Source organism: Pantoea sp. 1B4 (genome assembly GCF_016925765.1).
Taxonomy (GTDB): domain Bacteria; phylum Pseudomonadota; class Gammaproteobacteria; order Enterobacterales; family Enterobacteriaceae; genus Pantoea; species Pantoea agglomerans.
This window is the reverse complement of sequence record NZ_JAEUWZ010000001.1, coordinates 3,875,884-3,891,575: the sequence shown is the minus strand read 5'-3', so window position 1 is coordinate 3,891,575 and position 15,692 is coordinate 3,875,884. Positions and strand designations below refer to the sequence as shown.

General features: G+C 56.0%; 11 protein-coding genes and 4 pseudogenes. 12 read left to right on the top strand and 3 right to left on the bottom strand.

Going from position 1 to position 15,692, the window contains the following annotated elements; genetic code table 11:
• Nucleotides 1-5: 5 nt before the first annotated feature.
• The 6 genes and pseudogenes from JNO11_RS18675 to tatD all read left to right on the top strand — a co-directional run bounded on the left by JNO11_RS18675 (nt 6) and on the right by tatD (nt 4,908).
• Nucleotides 6-611, top strand: a complete 606-nt coding sequence (locus JNO11_RS18675; RefSeq protein ID WP_010257253.1) for an SCP2 domain-containing protein — start codon at nt 6-8, stop codon at nt 609-611.
• Nucleotides 608-2,245, top strand: a complete 1,638-nt coding sequence (gene ubiB / locus JNO11_RS18670; RefSeq protein ID WP_325177579.1) for a ubiquinone biosynthesis regulatory protein kinase UbiB — start codon at nt 608-610, stop codon at nt 2,243-2,245. The genes JNO11_RS18675 and ubiB overlap by 4 nt, the downstream gene beginning before the upstream one ends.
• A gap of 109 nt (nt 2,246-2,354) precedes the next feature.
• Nucleotides 2,355-2,610 (top strand): annotated as a pseudogene (gene tatA, locus JNO11_RS18665) (Sec-independent protein translocase subunit TatA).
• 3 nt (nt 2,611-2,613) lie between these two features.
• Complete coding sequence (tatB, locus tag JNO11_RS18660) at nt 2,614-3,279, top strand: Sec-independent protein translocase protein TatB (protein WP_325177578.1); 666 nt, start codon at nt 2,614-2,616, stop codon at nt 3,277-3,279.
• Nucleotides 3,279-4,037 carry a Sec-independent protein translocase subunit TatC gene (tatC, locus tag JNO11_RS18655; protein WP_010257238.1) on the top strand — a complete coding sequence of 253 codons (759 nt, stop codon included), beginning with the start codon at nt 3,279-3,281 and terminating at the stop codon, nt 4,035-4,037. The genes tatB and tatC overlap by 1 nt, the downstream gene beginning before the upstream one ends.
• Nucleotides 4,038-4,125: 88 nt before the next feature.
• Nucleotides 4,126-4,908 (top strand): 3'-5' ssDNA/RNA exonuclease TatD, encoded by a 783-nt coding sequence (gene tatD / locus JNO11_RS18650; protein WP_325177577.1) that lies wholly within the window; start codon nt 4,126-4,128, stop codon nt 4,906-4,908.
• On the opposite strand, the gene rfaH is transcribed toward tatD, so the two are convergent.
• Nucleotides 4,905-5,393, bottom strand: coding sequence for a transcription/translation regulatory transformer protein RfaH (gene rfaH, locus JNO11_RS18645; protein WP_010257230.1), 489 nt, complete (start codon nt 5,391-5,393; stop codon nt 4,905-4,907). The two genes, tatD and rfaH, sit on opposite strands and share 4 nt — an antisense overlap.
• Before the next feature lie 206 nt (nt 5,394-5,599).
• On the opposite strand from rfaH, the gene pepE reads away from it, so the two are divergent.
• The 3 genes and pseudogenes from pepE (at nt 5,600) to fre (ending at nt 8,634) form a co-directional block, all read left to right on the top strand.
• Complete coding sequence (gene pepE, locus JNO11_RS18640; RefSeq protein ID WP_010257226.1) at nt 5,600-6,325, top strand: dipeptidase PepE; 726 nt, start codon at nt 5,600-5,602, stop codon at nt 6,323-6,325.
• Between the two features lie 80 nt (nt 6,326-6,405).
• A pseudogene (gene ubiD, locus JNO11_RS18635) lies at nt 6,406-7,891 on the top strand (4-hydroxy-3-polyprenylbenzoate decarboxylase).
• Between the two features lie 41 nt (nt 7,892-7,932).
• Nucleotides 7,933-8,634 (top strand): NAD(P)H-flavin reductase, encoded by a 702-nt coding sequence (gene fre, locus JNO11_RS18630; RefSeq protein ID WP_010257219.1) that lies wholly within the window; start codon nt 7,933-7,935, stop codon nt 8,632-8,634.
• Between the two features lie 80 nt (nt 8,635-8,714).
• On the opposite strand, the gene fadA is transcribed toward fre, so the two are convergent.
• Both fadA and fadB read right to left on the bottom strand, forming a co-directional pair.
• Entirely contained in the window at nt 8,715-9,878 is a 1,164-nt protein-coding gene (fadA, locus tag JNO11_RS18625) for an acetyl-CoA C-acyltransferase FadA (protein ID WP_325177576.1), read from the bottom strand.
• Between the two features lie 10 nt (nt 9,879-9,888).
• A pseudogene (gene fadB, locus JNO11_RS18620) lies at nt 9,889-12,073 on the bottom strand (fatty acid oxidation complex subunit alpha FadB).
• A gap of 186 nt (nt 12,074-12,259) precedes the next feature.
• Here fadB and pepQ point away from each other — a divergent pair.
• From pepQ to trkH, 3 genes and pseudogenes are all read left to right on the top strand, one after another.
• Nucleotides 12,260-13,591 (top strand): Xaa-Pro dipeptidase, encoded by a 1,332-nt coding sequence (gene pepQ / locus JNO11_RS18615; RefSeq protein WP_010671687.1) that lies wholly within the window; start codon nt 12,260-12,262, stop codon nt 13,589-13,591.
• Nucleotides 13,591-14,208 (top strand): annotated as a pseudogene (locus tag JNO11_RS18610) (IMPACT family protein). Before pepQ ends, JNO11_RS18610 begins: the two are co-directional and overlap by 1 nt.
• A 32-nt stretch (nt 14,209-14,240) precedes the next feature.
• Nucleotides 14,241-15,692: a Trk system potassium transporter TrkH gene (trkH, locus tag JNO11_RS18605; RefSeq protein ID WP_010257200.1), complete on the top strand. Its 1,452-nt coding sequence runs from the start codon at nt 14,241-14,243 to the stop codon at nt 15,690-15,692.

Sequence of the window (15,692 nt, the reverse complement as noted above, 5' to 3'; positions counted from 1 at the left end):
TGGTAATGAACCTGACGCCCTTGATTACCGCGGGCCTGGAAACGGCGCTGAACCGTATTCTCTATCGCGATCGTGGCCTGAAACCGGCGCGGCAACGCCTGAATGGCAAAGTGCTGACGCTGCGCCTGAATGAGTTCTCTCATCCGCTGGTGCTGGTCTTCAGTGAACAGCAGGTCGATGTGTTGGCTGACTGGCAGGATCGCAGTGACTGCACGGTGATCACCTCGCTGAAAACCCTGCCGAAGCTGCGCGATCGCCAGCAGCTGACGCCGCTGATCCGTAGCGGTGAACTGCAGGTTGAAGGTGACCTGCAGGTGGTGCAGCAGTTCTCTGCGCTGATGGATCTGGCTGAGCTGGATCCGGCAGAATATCTGGCTCCCTGGGTCGGCGATATCGCCGCACAGGGGATCAGCCAGCGCTCACAACAGGCATTACGCTTTTTCAAAGGTGAAGTGCAGCGTCGCCAGGATTATCTCGGACAGGCCATAACCGAAGAGTGGCGTGTTGCGCCTGGCTCGCTGGAATTAGCCTGGTTTTCTGAGGAGGTCGACGCGATGGAACGTTCGCTTGAGGCGCTTGATGCGCGTCTGGCGCAGCTGGAGGCAAAATGAGTTTTGGAGAGATCCGCCGCTTATATCTGATCATGAAGGTGTTTCTGACCTATGGCCTTGATGAACTGATTCCTCAGACACGCCTCACTTTCCTGTTTCGCCTGTGGCGTCGCTCTGTTTTCTGGATCCCTAATCTGCATCAGCATGAACCGATCGGCGCACGTATGCGCATGGCGATGGAGCAGCTGGGTCCGGTCTGGATCAAGTTTGGCCAGATGCTGTCGACCCGTCGTGATCTCTTCCCGCCGCTGATTGCCGATCAACTGGCGATCCTGCAGGACCGTGTTGCGCCGTTCGATGGCGTCAAAGCCAAAGCGCAGATTGAAGCTTCAATGGGCGCGCCGATTGAAACCTGGTTTGATGATTTTGATATCAAGCCACTGGCTTCGGCATCCATTGCGCAGGTGCACACCGCCACGCTGAAATCAACTGGCAAGAAAGTGGTGATTAAAGTGATTCGCCCCGATATTTTGCCGGTGATTCGGGCGGACATGAAGCTGATCTATCGCCTGGCCCGCTGGGTCCCGCGCCTGTTGCCGGATGGCCGTCGTCTGCGTCCGGTCGAAGTGGTGCGCGATTATGAGAAAACCCTGCTTGATGAGCTGAATCTGTTACGTGAAGCGGCCAACGCCATTCAGTTGCGCCGGAATTTTGAAGATAGCCGCATGCTCTATGTGCCGGAAGTCTATTCCGACTACTGCAGCGAAACCATGATGGTGATGGAGCGCATCTACGGCATTCCGATTTCAGATGTTGTCACGCTGGAGCGTCATGGCGTTAATATGAAGCTGCTGGCAGAACGTGGCGTGCAGGTCTTCTTCACCCAGGTCTTCCGCGACAGCTTCTTCCATGCGGATATGCATCCTGGCAATATTTTTGTCAGCTATGAACATCCGGAAGATCCACAATATATCGGCATCGACTGCGGTATCGTGGGTTCACTGAACAAAGAAGATAAGCGCTATCTGGCTGAAAACTTTATCGCCTTCTTCAACCGTGACTACCGTAAGGTCGCGGAGTTGCACGTTGACTCAGGCTGGGTGCCGCCCGATACCAACGTAGAAGATTTCGAGTTTGCGATTCGTACGGTCTGCGAGCCGATTTTTGAAAAACCGCTGGCTGAAATCTCCTTCGGGCATGTGCTGCTGAACCTGTTCAACACCGCACGCCGCTTTAATATGGAAGTGCAGCCGCAGCTGGTCCTGCTGCAAAAAACGCTGCTCTATGTTGAAGGCATCGGCCGTCAGCTCTATCCGCAGCTCGACCTGTGGAAGACAGCCAAGCCCTTCCTGGAAGAGTGGATCAAAGATCAGGTGGGATTACCGGCTATTATCCGTGCGGTAAAAGAGAAAGCGCCATTCTGGGCTGAGAAGCTCCCTGAGCTGCCGGAGCTGTTTTACGACAGCATGCGCCAGCACAAACTTTTGCGGCACAGCGTCGATAAATTAGTGGGCGATATGAATGCGCAGCGCGTCCGGCACCATCAGGCGCGTTACCTGTTCGGCGTCGGTGCAACGTTGCTGTTAAGCGGAACGGCTGTGCTGCTCACCCGACCGGATTGGGACTTTTTCCCGGCGGTTTTGATGGCAGCAGGAATTGTCTCCTGGTTAATCGGCTGGCGTAAGACAAACTGATTGTCACGTCCGTCTAAAAAAAGGTAATGTCGCTGGCTCAGGCCCGGTTGAAAAGGGCACTCTGTGGTGCATTACCTCATCGTTTTCACAGAATATTAGAGGCTATCTCATGGGCGGTATCAGTATCTGGCAATTGTTAATCATTGCCGTGATTGTTGTACTTCTGTTCGGTACCAACAAATTACGTAATCTGGGTTCAGATTTGGGTTCTTCGATTCGTGGCTTCAAAAAAGCCATGGGTGACGAGGACGACAAAAAAGGATCAACCGAAAGAGCAGGACGCTGACTTCGCTGCCAAAACGCTGGCGGACAAACAGCAAACTTCGGCTAACAAAGAAGAAGCCAAGAACGACAAGCAGGTGTAAACCGTGTTTGATATTGGTTTTAGTGAACTGGTATTGGTGTTCGTGATCGGGCTGATTGTACTCGGCCCGCAACGTTTACCGGTTGCGGTGAAAACCGTGGTCGGCTGGATCAGGGCGATTCGTTCGCTGGCAGCCAATGTACAACATGAACTGGCGCAGGAGCTCAAGCTGCAGGAGTTGCAGGAGAGCCTGAAAAAGGTGGAAGAAGCGGGCCGTGGCACGCTCTCACCCGAGCTGAAAGAGTCGATGGAAGAGCTGCGTAAAACTGCGGATTCAATGAAACGCTCGGTCAGTCAGAGCATCGACATTGAAAAAGAGGAAGACGAGGCAAACACCATCCATTCGGCTCAGCACAGGCCCGCGCCTGCTCCGGCTGAGCCTTCGGCGACACCGGCTACAGCAGAACACCAGGCCAGTGCCCCGGCACAGACACCGTCTGCGGTTTCAGACTCAGGTCCGGCGGTGCAATCCTCTGCCGCACCTTCTGCCGTCGCCACTGCTCCGGCACCGGCTTCTTCAGCGGTTTCATCAGGTCCGGCGGCGCAGTCCTCTGCCGCACCAACCGCTGTGGCCAGCGCACCGGCACAGGCGCCCGCTGGCGACGTTGCCAGGCCAGCCGATCCTGCGCGTCAAACCGCTACCCCCTCTTCTGCAAGTGATGAACGATAATGGCCGTTGAAGATACCCAACCGCTCATCAGTCATCTGATTGAGCTGCGTAAGCGACTACTGAACTGCATCATTGCCGTATTAGCGATTTTCCTGGTGCTGGTTTATTTCGCCAACGACATCTACCAGCTGGTCGCGGCACCGCTAATCAGCCAGATGCCGGTGGGCTCCAGCATGATCGCGACCGATGTGGCCTCACCGTTCTTCACCCCGATTAAGCTGACCATTATAGTGTCGGTGTTTCTTGCGGTGCCGGTGATCCTCTATCAGGTCTGGGCATTTGTCGCCCCGGCGCTTTACCGTCATGAGCGCAGGCTGGTTATGCCGCTGCTGTTTTCCAGCACCTTCCTGTTCTACTTCGGCGTGGCCTTTGCCTATTTCGTGGTCTTCCCGCTGGCATTTGGTTTTTTCACCAAGACAGCGCCGATCGGCGTGACTGTAGCAACGGATATCTCCAAATACCTCGATTTTGTCATGACGCTGTTTATGGCATTTGGCGTGGCGTTTGAAGTGCCGGTGGCGATTGTGTTGCTGTGCTGGACCGGTATCACCAGCCCGGAAGAGTTGAAGAAGAAACGTCCCTATATTCTGGTGGGCGCCTTCGTGGTCGGGATGTTGCTCACACCGCCGGATGTTTTTTCCCAAACTTTGCTCGCTATTCCGATGTACTGCCTGTTTGAAGTCGGCGTATTCTTTTCCCGTTACTATGTGGGTAAAGGCCGCCGGTTACAGGATGAAGAAGAGAATACCGACTCCTGATGCGGACAGCTTTACCCGCACTGGCGGGAAGCGATCAATCCAAACCGCCCTGATGGGCGGTTTTTGTTTATAAACTGTGGGAAAAATTATGTTTGATATCGGTGTAAACCTGACCAGCACGCAATTCGCCTCCGACCGGCAAAAGGTGGTTAAACGCGCGCGTGATGCGGGCGTCACCGGCATGCTTATTACCGGCACTAACGCGCTGGAGAGCCAGCAGGCTCAGCGACTGGCTGAAGATCAAGCGGGCTTCTGTTGGTCTACCGCGGGCGTTCATCCTCATCATGCCAGCGAATGGTCAACGGAAATTGCCAGCACCCTGCGTCGCCTGGCTGAAAAACCGGAAGTGGTTGCCATCGGTGAATGCGGACTCGATTTCAATCGCAATCTGTCGGCTCATGAGCAGCAGGAGTATGCGTTTGATGCGCAGCTGGCTCTGGCGGCGGAACTCAATATGCCGGTCTTTCTGCACTGCCGCGAAGCCCATGCGAGTTTCGCCGCAGTGCTGGCGCCCTGGCTGCCAAAACTGCCTGGCGCGGTGATCCACTGCTTTACCGGCACGCGTGATGAAATGGAAGCCTGTCTGGGCATGGGATTATCGGTAGGAATTACGGGCTGGGTATGCGATGAGCGCCGTGGTCTGGAGTTGCGCGAGCTGCTGCCACTGATTCCGGCCGATCGCCTGCTGCTGGAAACGGATGCCCCATATCTGCTGCCGCGCGACATGCGTCCGCGCCCGACTTCGCGCCGTAATGAACCCTGCTTTTTACCGCATATTGTGCACCAGGTGGCGACATGGCGTGGTGAGAGTGCTGAGGAACTGGCGACCCGCATCGACCATAATGCGCGGACGTTATTCAGACTGGCTTAAATCTTGCGGAACTGCTTGTTGTCGACGCTGCGCATTACCTGCTTGTTCAGCAAATTAAGCAACAGAATTGAGCGCGTTTCACCATCCGGCTCGGCAAAGATAGCGCGCAGCCCTTCAAACGTCCCGTCGGTGATGACCACTTCATCACCGCTTTGCGGCGTTTCAGGGTCAAGCAGGATTTGCGGGACGTCTGTTTCCAGCGCTTCAATCACGGCTGAAGGCACTGTCGCGGGCGTCGTGCCAAAGCGCACGAAGTGGCTGACGCCACGGGTGCTGCTGATCGTCGTGGTGTGAATGGCTTCCGGATCAAACTCGATAAACAGATAATTCGGGAACAGTGGCTCACTCACGGTGGTGCGTTTACCGCGCACGATCTTTTCCAGAGCGATCATCGGGCTGAGGCAATGCACTTCCTGCCGCTCCAGATGCTCCTTCGCGCGCAGTAGCTGTCCACGTTTGCAATAGAGTAAGTACCAGGATTCCATAACTGCTCCCATTGAATGGACGCTAAGAATAGCAAACCTGTTGCCAGAGTTATAGCGCAGGGGCAGGGTAAAGCGTCCCGCAAAGAAAATAAACTGAGACTTTTCTTAAGATGCCCGAGGGCAGCAGAAAAGGTGACTGAAAATTGACGTCTGCTATTGCTCTGTATCAGACTCAATGACCATCACATCTGCAAAAGGATCCTCTGATGGAACTCTTTCTGTTGAGCAACGGCAAGCTGGCGGATGATGCGCCGCTGCTGGGCTATGCGCAGCCGCAGCTGCACGCCATGATCGCCCGACGCGCTATCCGCTCGGCGGTACTGATCCCCTACGCGATTATTCGTGGCGATCAGCAGCAACGCGCCGCCGAACTCAGTGCCTCACTGGGCATTCAGGTTGAGCGGGTTCAGGCATTCGCCTCACCGGCTGAAGCGATTGCGCAGGCAGAGCTGATTTTAGTCAGCGGCGGCAACACCTGGTTCCTGAATCAGATGCTGCATGAGCAGGGTCTGATCGGAGCGATTCAGCGCGCGGTGCGGGAGCGACAGGTACCTTATGTCGGCTGGAGCGCAGGCTGCAACGTGGCGACGCCCTCAATCCGTACCACGAACGATATGCCGGTGCGCAGCAGCGTGGTGCTGCCTGCGCTGGGACTCTTTCCGGTGCAGATTAATCCCCACTATCTGGATGCCAGCGTCAGCGGTCATATGGGCGAAACCCGTGACGAACGGCTGGCAGAGTTCTGTGCAGTTAATCCGACTGAATCGGTGATTGCACTGCGTGAAGGCAGTTTTCTGCACGTTCACGACAATCAGCTGCGCTATCACAGCGTGCGAAACGAAGATTTTAAACTGTTTCGCCACGGCGAGCCGATTCAGGGGTATCACGATGCCCGCGCGTTACAACCGCTGGTTCCCTTTCAGTGCGTATGACGCTGCCATATAAACCTCAGCATAACCGCTTAATCAGACCTATAATGGCCGATTCACTCTGGCCGGAAAGCTAAAGCCGCATGAAATATCACGATTTAAGAGACTTTCTCGCGCTGCTCGAACAGCGCGGTGAGCTAAAGCGCATTACCCAGTCGATCGATCCTGAACTGGAAATGACCGAAATCGCCGACCGCACTCTGCGTGCCGGTGGCCCGGCTCTGCTGTTTGAAAACCCGAAAGGGTACGACATGCCGGTGCTGTGCAATCTGTTCGGCACACCAAAGCGTGTGGCAATGGGCATGGGCCAGGAAGAGGTCAGCGCACTGCGTGAAGTGGGTAAACTGCTGGCCTTCCTGAAAGAGCCGGAGCCGCCAAAAGGCTTCCGCGATCTGTTCGATAAGATGCCGCAGTTTAAGCAGGTCCTGAACATGCCGACCAAACGCCTGCGCAATGCACCCTGTCAGGAAGAGGTGTTCAGCGGCGATGAAGTCGATCTGACGCGGATTCCGGTGATGAAGTGCTGGCCGGGCGATGCGGCCCCGCTGATTACGTGGGGGGCTGACCGTGACGCGCGGCCCGCACAAAGAGCGGCAGAATCTCGGTATCTACCGGCAGCAGGTGATCGGCAAAAATCGGCTGATCATGCGCTGGCTGTCGCACCGTGGCGGTGCGCTCGATTATCTGGAGTGGACGAAAGCGCATCCGGGTGAGCGTTTTCCGGTCTCGGTGGCGCTGGGTGCCGATCCTGCCACTATCCTTGGGGCCGTAACGCCGGTGCCTGATACGCTGTCAGAATATGCGTTTGCCGGTTTACTGCGCGGCAATAAAACCGAAGTAGTGAAATGCCTCTCGAACGATCTCGAAGTTCCCGCCAGCGCGGAAATCGTGCTGGAAGGGTATATCGAAGCGGGCGATATGGCGCCGGAAGGACCTTACGGCGACCACACCGGCTACTACAATGAAGTAGATAGCTTCCCGGTGTTTACCGTTACGCATATTACGCAGCGCCATAAGCCTATCTATCACTCCACCTACACCGGCCGTCCGCCAGATGAACCTGCGGTGCTGGGTGTGGCGCTGAATGAAGTGCTGGTGCCGATTCTGGTGAAGCAGTTCCCGGAGATCGTGGACTTCTATCTGCCGCCAGAAGGGTGTTCATACCGGCTGGCGGTCGTGACGATTAAAAAGCAGTACGCGGGGCATGCCAAACGTGTCATGTTTGGCGTCTGGTCGTTTCTGCGGCAGTTCATGTACACCAAATTTGTTATTGTGTGTGACGATGACGTTAATGCGCGTGACTGGAACGACGTGATCTGGGCGATCACCACGCGTATGGATCCGGCCCGCGATACGGTATTAGTGGAAAATACCCCAATCGATTATCTCGATTTCGCTTCGCCCGTTTCCGGGCTGGGATCGAAGATGGGGATGGATGCGACCAATAAGTGGCCAGGTGAAACGCAGCGCGAATGGGGTACACCTATCGTCAAAGATCCTGCGGTCACCGCGCGCATTGATGCTATCTGGGATGAGCTAGGTATTTTTGATCAGCCGCCACAGCGTTGATGGCGAGCACAACCATAAAGACGACCCGACAGAGGGAACGCATGACAACGTTAAGCTGTAAAGTAACTTCGGTTGAGGCGATTACCGACACGGTCTATCGCGTTCGCCTGATCCCTGAAGCGGAATTCAGTTTTCGCGCGGGACAGTATCTGATGGTAGTGATGGACGAGCGTGACAAGCGTCCGTTCTCACTGGCCTCAACGCCGATGGAAAAAGATATCATTGAGCTGCATATCGGCGCGTCCGATCTGAACCTCTATGCCATGGCCGTCATGGATCGCATCCGTAACGATCGCCAGATTACGGTTGATATGCCGCACGGCGATGCCTGGCTGCGTGAAGAGAGCAGCAAGCCGCTGATCCTGATTGCAGGCGGCACCGGTTTCTCCTATGCCCGTTCGATTCTGCTCACTGCACTGGCGGAACAGCCAGAGCGCGATATCGCCATTTACTGGGGCGGACGTGAGCTCAAGCATTTGTACGATCTGGAAGAGCTGGATGCGCTGGCGGTGAAGCACCCGAACCTGAAGGTGATTCCGGTTGTCGAGCAACCTGAAGCGGGCTGGCAGGGCCGTTCAGGCACGGTACTGACGGCAGTAATGCAGGACTTCAGTACGCTGAGCGAGCATGAGATCTACATCGCCGGACGTTTTGAGATGGCGAAGATTGCCCGCGATCGTTTCTGTGCCGAGCGTGGCGCGGTGGAGTCACAGATGTATGGCGATGCGTTTGCCTTTATCTGATTCCCTGTAGCAGCCTGTAGCAGACAGAAAAAACCCGCCGGTTTACGGCGGGTAAATCTGACAAAGTAAGACTCAACGTATTACAGACGCTCGAATACGGTCGCAATGCCCTGACCCAGTCCGATGCACATGGTGGCGAGGCCAAAACGGGCATCGCGTCGTTCCATAATATTCAGCAATGTCGTGCTGATGCGTGCGCCGGAGCAGCCCAGCGGATGGCCTAACGCAATCGCGCCGCCATTCAGATTGACCTTATCATCCATCCGTTCCAGCAAACCTAAGTCCTTGATACACGGCAGCGTCTGCGCGGCAAAGGCTTCATTCAGCTCAAACACATCGATATCACTGACGCTCAGTCCCGCCCGTTTCAATGCCAGTTTGCTGGCCGGTACCGGTCCATAACCCATTATCGAAGGATCACAGCCCACCACCGCCATGCTGCGAATGCGCGCACGCGGTGTCAGCCCCAGCTCACGGGCGCGTGATTCGCTCATGACCAGCATGGCGGCCGCGCCATCTGACAACGCCGACGATGTACCCGCCGTGACGGTGCCGTTAACCGGATCGAAGGCGGGTTTGAGTGCCGCCAGTCCTTCGGCGCTGGTCTCCTCGCGAATCACCTCATCGAAGTCATAGCGTTTAAGAATGCCGTCGCTGTCGTGACCATAGGTGGCGACAATCTCTGTTGCAAAGTCCCCACGCTGGGTGGCCTGCCAGGCCCGCTGGTGTGAACGCAGGGCAAATGCATCCTGCTGCTCACGGCTGATATGATGCATTCGCGCCAGCATTTCAGCCGTTAAGCCCATCATGCCTGCTGCTTTTGCCACGGTTCGGCCCAGACCGGGATGAAAGTCGACGCCGTGATTCATCGGCACATGTCCCATATGCTCCACGCCACCGATCAGACAGCATTGCGCATCACCGACCATAATGGCGCGGGCCGCATCATGCAGCGCCTGCATTGAAGAGCTACACAGTCGGTTGACGGTGGTGGCCGGCACTGAATGCGGGATTTCGGCCAGCAGCGCGGCGTTACGCGCGATATTAAATCCCTGTTCCAGCGTCTGCTGTACGCAGCCCCAGACGATATCGTCCAGTGATGTCGGGTTCACCGCCGGGTTGCGGCTCAGGAGTTCGCGCATCAGGTGCGCAGAGAGATCTTCAGCGCGCACGTGACGAAAGGCGCCGCCTTTTGAACGTCCCATTGGCGTGCGCACCGCATCAATAATCACCACATTTTCCATCTTTTTGCCCTCAGGCGCTTTTCAGCGCGGCTTCATCAATCGGTTTGGCGGCGGGATACCAGCTTTCATGCTGATGGGCTTTCTGCACCAGCAGCGCAGGCAGGGCATATAAGCCACCGAGCGCGCTATAACGCCGGGCCTGATCCACCACATTGCTGTTGCCCAGGGTATCGAGATAGCGGAAAGCGCCGCCACGGAAAGGCGGGAAGCCGAGACCATAGACCAGCGCCATATCCGCTTCCGCTGGCGAGGCAATAATCTTCTCTTCCAGGCAGCGCACTACTTCATTCAGCATTGGCAGCATCATGCGATTCAGGATCTCTTCGTCGCTGAAGACCCGCTTAGGCTGGCAGACCTGCTCCAGCAGCGTATCCACTTCGGTATCAGCCACTTTTGTCAGCTTGCCCTTTTTTATCTTCTTCCCAGCGCCAGAAGCCTTTGCCATTTTTCTGGCCAAAACGACCGGCATCAAACAGCAGATCGATCGCATCACGATAGTCATGCTTCATACGATCCGGGAAACCGTCAGCCATGACGCTTTGCGCGTGGTGCGCGGTATCGATGCCGACCACATCCAGCAGCCATGAGGGGCCCATCGGCCAGCCAAACTGTTTTTCCATCACTTTATCAATCTGACGGAAATCGGCGCCGTCGCGCAGCAGCAGGCTGAAAGCGGCGAAGTAAGGGAACAGCACCCGGTTAACAAAGAAGCCCGGACAGTCATTCACTACGATCGGGGTTTTGCCCATTTTGCTGGCCCAGGCCACCACTTTGCTCAGGGTCGCTTCACTGGTTTTCTCGCCACGAACCACCTCTACCAGCGGCATACGCGGTACCGGATTGAAGAAGTGCATGCCGCAGAAGTTTTCCGGACGCTGCAACGCCTGCGCCAGCTGGCTGATGGGAATGGTCGAGGTATTGGAGGCCAGAATCGCATCTTCACGCAGATGCTGTTCGGTTTCCGCCAGCACTTTTGCCTTGATCAGCGGATTCTCTACCACCGCTTCAACCACCACATCAGCCTGTTCAAAACCGGCGTAATCCAGCGTGGGCTGGATAGTGGCGATCACACTGGCGAGTTTGTTGCCGTCGATTTTGCCGCGTTCCAGCAGCTTATTGAGCAGCTTGCTGGCTTCGTTCATCCCCAGCGTTAACGCCTGTGGATTAATATCTTTCATTCTGACCGGCACGCCTTTCCACGCAGACTGGTAGCTGATGCCGCCACCCATGATGCCTGCGCCCAGTACCGCTGCCTGAGCGGGTGCGCCGCTTTCGCTGCCGCGCTTTTTCGCCAGACCTTTCACATACTGGTCGTTGAGGAAGATGCCGACCAGCGCGCGTGCTTCATCAGACTGGGCCAGCGGCACAAACGCTGCGGTTTCAAGCTTCAGCGCGTCATCGCGGCCAAGGCTGGCTGCAGCTTCAATGGTTTTTACCGCCATCAGCGGAGCGGGATAATGCTTGCCTGCGGTTTGCAGCACCATGGCTTTCGCGATAGTGAAGCTCATGGCCGCTTCAATCGGGCTGAGTTTCAGCGGAGCCAGCTTAGGGGCCCGGCGGGCGCGCCAGCTGCCATCAGTGGCAGCGGCTTTGAGCATGGTGATTCCCGCCTCACGCAGTTTCTCGCGAGACACCACCGCATCGACCAGACCGAGTTTAAGAGCGGCATTGCCATCGACATCTTTTCCCGCCGCAATAATTTCCAGCGCACTGTCGGCGCCCAGCAGGCGCGGCAATCGCACGCTGCCGCCAAATCCCGGCATGATGCCGAGTTTGGTTTCCGGCAGGCCAATACGGGCGTCCGCAGTAGCGATACGCAGATCGGTTGCCAGTACGCATTCACATCCGCCGCCCAGTGCATAGCCGTCAATGGCGGCCAGAGTCGGTACCGGCAAATCTTCCAGACGATTGAAGATGCTGTTGGCGTAACTCAGCCACTGGCTCAGTTTTTCGGTGGGTGCATCAAACAGTGAAAGGAACTCGGTGATATCTGCCCCTACAATAAATGCAGGTTTAGCGGAGCTCAGCAGCAGGCCGCGCAGTTCTGGCTGCTGCTCCAGCACAGCTATTGCCTCGCCCAGGCTGGCGACAGTTTGCGTATCGAGCTTGTTGACCGAGCCCGTAGCGTCAAAAACCAGCTCGGCGATGCCATCGTCCAGCCAGTGAAGAGTAAGGTTAGCGCCTTGGTAGAGCATGTGCGTCTCCTGAAACCGCGAAAGGTGATCTGGTCATACCAGATGATCGTGAGTGTGGGAGTGATGTTAATTTTTTGCAAACTGGTCTTTGCTTATTTGCTAACAAGATCACAGCTGCGCCGACTTCGGCATCTGCGCAAGGGGTATGCTAAACTGCGGCCATTTCGCGACACTGGAGAGACGTCCATGGATTCACTGAAGACCTTGTATCACGCGCACATCGCCACGTTGCAACAACGGGCGCAGCAGGTGCTGGCACGCAATAAACTGGATGCGATGTTGATCCATTCCGGTGAGTTGTTGACGGTGTTTCTGGATGATCACACTTATCCGTTTAAGGTGAATCCGCAGTTCAAGGCCTGGGTGCCGGTGACGCAGGTGCCCAACTGCTGGCTCTGGATTGATGGGGTAAACAAACCGAAACTGTGGTTCTACTCTCCGGTGGATTACTGGCATAACGTTGAACCGTTGCCGGATAGCTTCTGGACCGGGGATGTCGACGTTATCGGCCTGAAAAATGCGGATGAGATAGCGCAGTTGCTGCCTGCACAGCGTGATAACGTCGCCTATATCGGCCCGGTTAACGCGCGTGCATCTCAGCTCGGCATCGCCTCTGGCAATATTAATCCCAAAGCGGTAATCGACTTCCTGCACTTCCATCGCAGCATCAAAACTGATTATGAACTCGCCTGTCTGCGCCAGGCGCAGAAGCTGGCGGTTGCCGGTCATCGCGCGGCGAAAGAGGCGTTCTCGGCGGGCTTAAGTGAGTTCGATATCAATCAGGCGTATCTGACCGCTACCGGTCATCGCGACACCGATGTACCTTACGGCAATATCATTGCGCTGAATGAGCACGCTGCGGTGCTGCACTACACCCGGCTGGATCATCAGCCACCGGCGAAACGCCATAGCTTTTTGATTGATGCGGGTGCCGAGTATCTTGGCTATGCCGCTGATTTGACCCGCAGCTATGCGGCGCAGAGCAGTTCGCTCTATGCCAGAATGGTTGAGGCGATGAACACTGAAGAGCTGGCCCTGATAGCCACGCTGAAACCGGGCGTACGCTACACCGATTACCACCTTCAGATGCATCAGCGTATTGCGAAGATGTTGCTGAAGTTTGAGCTGGTTCAGGGAATCAGCGAAGAAGCGCTGGTGGCTGAAGATCTGACCGGTCCGTTTATGCCACATGGCCTGGGGCATCCGCTGGGTCTGCAGGTCCATGACGTTGCCGGTTTTATGCAGGATGAGCAGGGCACCCATCTCGCCGCGCCAGCGCAATATCCTTATCTTCGCTGCACCCGCGTGCTGCAACCGGGCATGGTATTAACCATTGAGCCGGGCTTCTATATTATTGATTCGTTACTCAAGCCGCTGCGTGAAGGCCGTTTCAGTCAGCACTTTAACTGGCAGGCCATTGATGCGCTTCGGCCTTATGGCGGGATTCGTATCGAGGATAACGTGGTGATCCATGCGCATCGCGTTGAGAACATGACCCGCGATCTGCATCTGGCCTGATGGAGGCCTTTGATATTCCCGCTGTGCCAGTAAGCAGCAGTGAGGAGACAATCAAAAAAGAGTCGCTTCATTACGCTACTGGCGCACACCGAGGGTGCAGAGGCAGCGCGCGCGTTTGTCCAGCAGGTTAAAAGCGAGCATCCCACTGCCCGGCATCACTGCTGGGCCTGGGTAGCGGGCGCGCCGAATGATTCTCAGCAACTCGGTTTCTCTGATGATGGTGAACCTTCGGGTACGGCAGGGAAACCGATGCTGGCGCAACTGATGGGCGCGGATATTGGCGAGATTACCGCTGTGGTGGTGCGTTACTACGGTGGCATCATGCTGGGAACCGGCGGCTTAGTGAAAGCATATGGTGGTGGCGTCCAGCAGGGGCTTAAGCAGCTGCCACGGCAGCGCAAAGTGCCGATGAAGCTGTTCACTTTGCAATGTGACTATGCACAGCTCAGTGATATTGAACGGCTGGTACAGCGTTTTGAAGGTAAGGTGACCGACAGCCAGTTTCAGGATCGTATTGCGTTGACGCTGGCTGTACCTTACGGACAGATCGACGGGTTCAAAAAAATCTGTCAGACTTTAGTCGGGGCGCGTTATCGCTGATCCCGCTCACACCATGATGTTCATCTCTTTTATTTAAAGGAACGGCTGAATGCACTTTCGCGCCATTACCCGCATAGTCGGTCTGCTGGTGATCCTCTTTTCAGTGACGATGATTTTGCCCGGCCTGGTCGCCTTAATTTATCGCGATGGCGCAGGGCGGGCGTTTAGCCAGACCTTTATGATGGCGCTGGTGATCGGCTCGCTGCTGTGGTGGCCGAATCGCAAAAAGAAAACCGAACTCAAACCGCGGGAAGGGTTTCTGATTGTGGTCCTGTTCTGGACGGTGCTGGGCAGCGTAGGGGCGATGCCCTTTATCTTTGCCGAACAGCCGCATCTTTCGGTGACGGATGCGTTCTTTGAATCTTTCTCTGGCCTGACAACCACCGGTGCCACCACGCTGGTGGGGCTGGACTCGTTGCCTAAGGCGATTCTCTTCTATCGGCAGATGCTGCAGTGGCTGGGCGGTATGGGGATCATCGTATTAGCCGTGGCGATACTGCCGATTCTGGGCGTCGGGGGCATGCAGCTCTATCGCGCTGAAATGCCGGGGCCGCTGAAAGATAATAAAATGCGACCGCGTATCGCCGAGACGGCTAAAACACTCTGGCTGATCTACGTCCTGCTGACGATAGCCTGTGCGCTGGCATTGTGGCTGGCGGGAATGCCAGCGTTTGATGCTATTGGCCACAGTTTCTCGACTATCGCCATTGGCGGCTTCTCAACCCATGATGCCAGTATCGGCTATTTTAACAGTGGCACCATCAATACCATCGTGGCGGTGTTTCTGCTGATCTCAGGCTGTAACTACGGCCTGCACTTTGCCATGTTAAGCGGACGCAATCTGCGTGTGTACTGGCGCGACCCTGAGTTCCGCATGTTTATTGGCGTTCAGCTGACGCTGGTGTTGATCTGTACCCTGGTGCTCTGGTTCCATAATGTCTATGAAAGTGGCTGGCAGACGCTGAACCAGGCCTTTTTCCAGGTGGTTTCCATGGCGACGACGGCGGGATTCACGACCGACAGCATCGCTCGCTGGCCATTGTTCCTGCCGGTACTGCTGTTGTGCTCCGCCTTTATCGGCGGCTGTGCCGGTTCAACCGGCGGTGGTCTGAAGGTGATTCGCATACTGCTGTTATGCAAGCAGGGTAACCGTGAGCTTAAGCGTCTGGTTCACCCCAATGCGGTCTACACCATTAAGCTGGGCAACCGGGCGCTGCCGGAACGTATCCTTGAAGCTGTATGGGGATTCTTCTCGGCTTATGCGCTGGTGTTCCTGATCAGCATGCTGGCGATCATCGCTACCGGTGTTGATGACTTCTCGGCTTTTGCTGCCGTTGCCGCGACGCTCAATAACCTCGGCCCTGGCTTAGGGGTCGTAGCTGATAACTTCACTTCAATGAATGACGTGGCGAAATGGATTCTTATTTCCACCATGTTGTTCGGGCGTCTCGAGGTATTCACCTTGCTGGTGCTGTTCACGCCTACTTTCTGGCGTGAATAA

Coding starts and splice junctions, on each gene's coding strand:
- JNO11_RS18675 (WP_010257253.1), top strand. CDS start 6: ATGAACCTGACGCCCTTGATTACCGCGGGCCTGGAAACGGCGCTGAAC.
- ubiB (WP_325177579.1), top strand. CDS start 608: ATGAGTTTTGGAGAGATCCGCCGCTTATATCTGATCATGAAGGTGTTT.
- tatC (WP_010257238.1), top strand. CDS start 3,279: ATGGCCGTTGAAGATACCCAACCGCTCATCAGTCATCTGATTGAGCTG.
- tatD (WP_325177577.1), top strand. CDS start 4,126: ATGTTTGATATCGGTGTAAACCTGACCAGCACGCAATTCGCCTCCGAC.
- rfaH (WP_010257230.1), bottom strand. CDS start 5,393: ATGGAATCCTGGTACTTACTCTATTGCAAACGTGGACAGCTACTGCGC.
- pepE (WP_010257226.1), top strand. CDS start 5,600: ATGGAACTCTTTCTGTTGAGCAACGGCAAGCTGGCGGATGATGCGCCG.
- fre (WP_010257219.1), top strand. CDS start 7,933: ATGACAACGTTAAGCTGTAAAGTAACTTCGGTTGAGGCGATTACCGAC.
- fadA (WP_325177576.1), bottom strand. CDS start 9,878: ATGGAAAATGTGGTGATTATTGATGCGGTGCGCACGCCAATGGGACGT.
- pepQ (WP_010671687.1), top strand. CDS start 12,260: ATGGATTCACTGAAGACCTTGTATCACGCGCACATCGCCACGTTGCAA.
- trkH (WP_010257200.1), top strand. CDS start 14,241: ATGCACTTTCGCGCCATTACCCGCATAGTCGGTCTGCTGGTGATCCTC.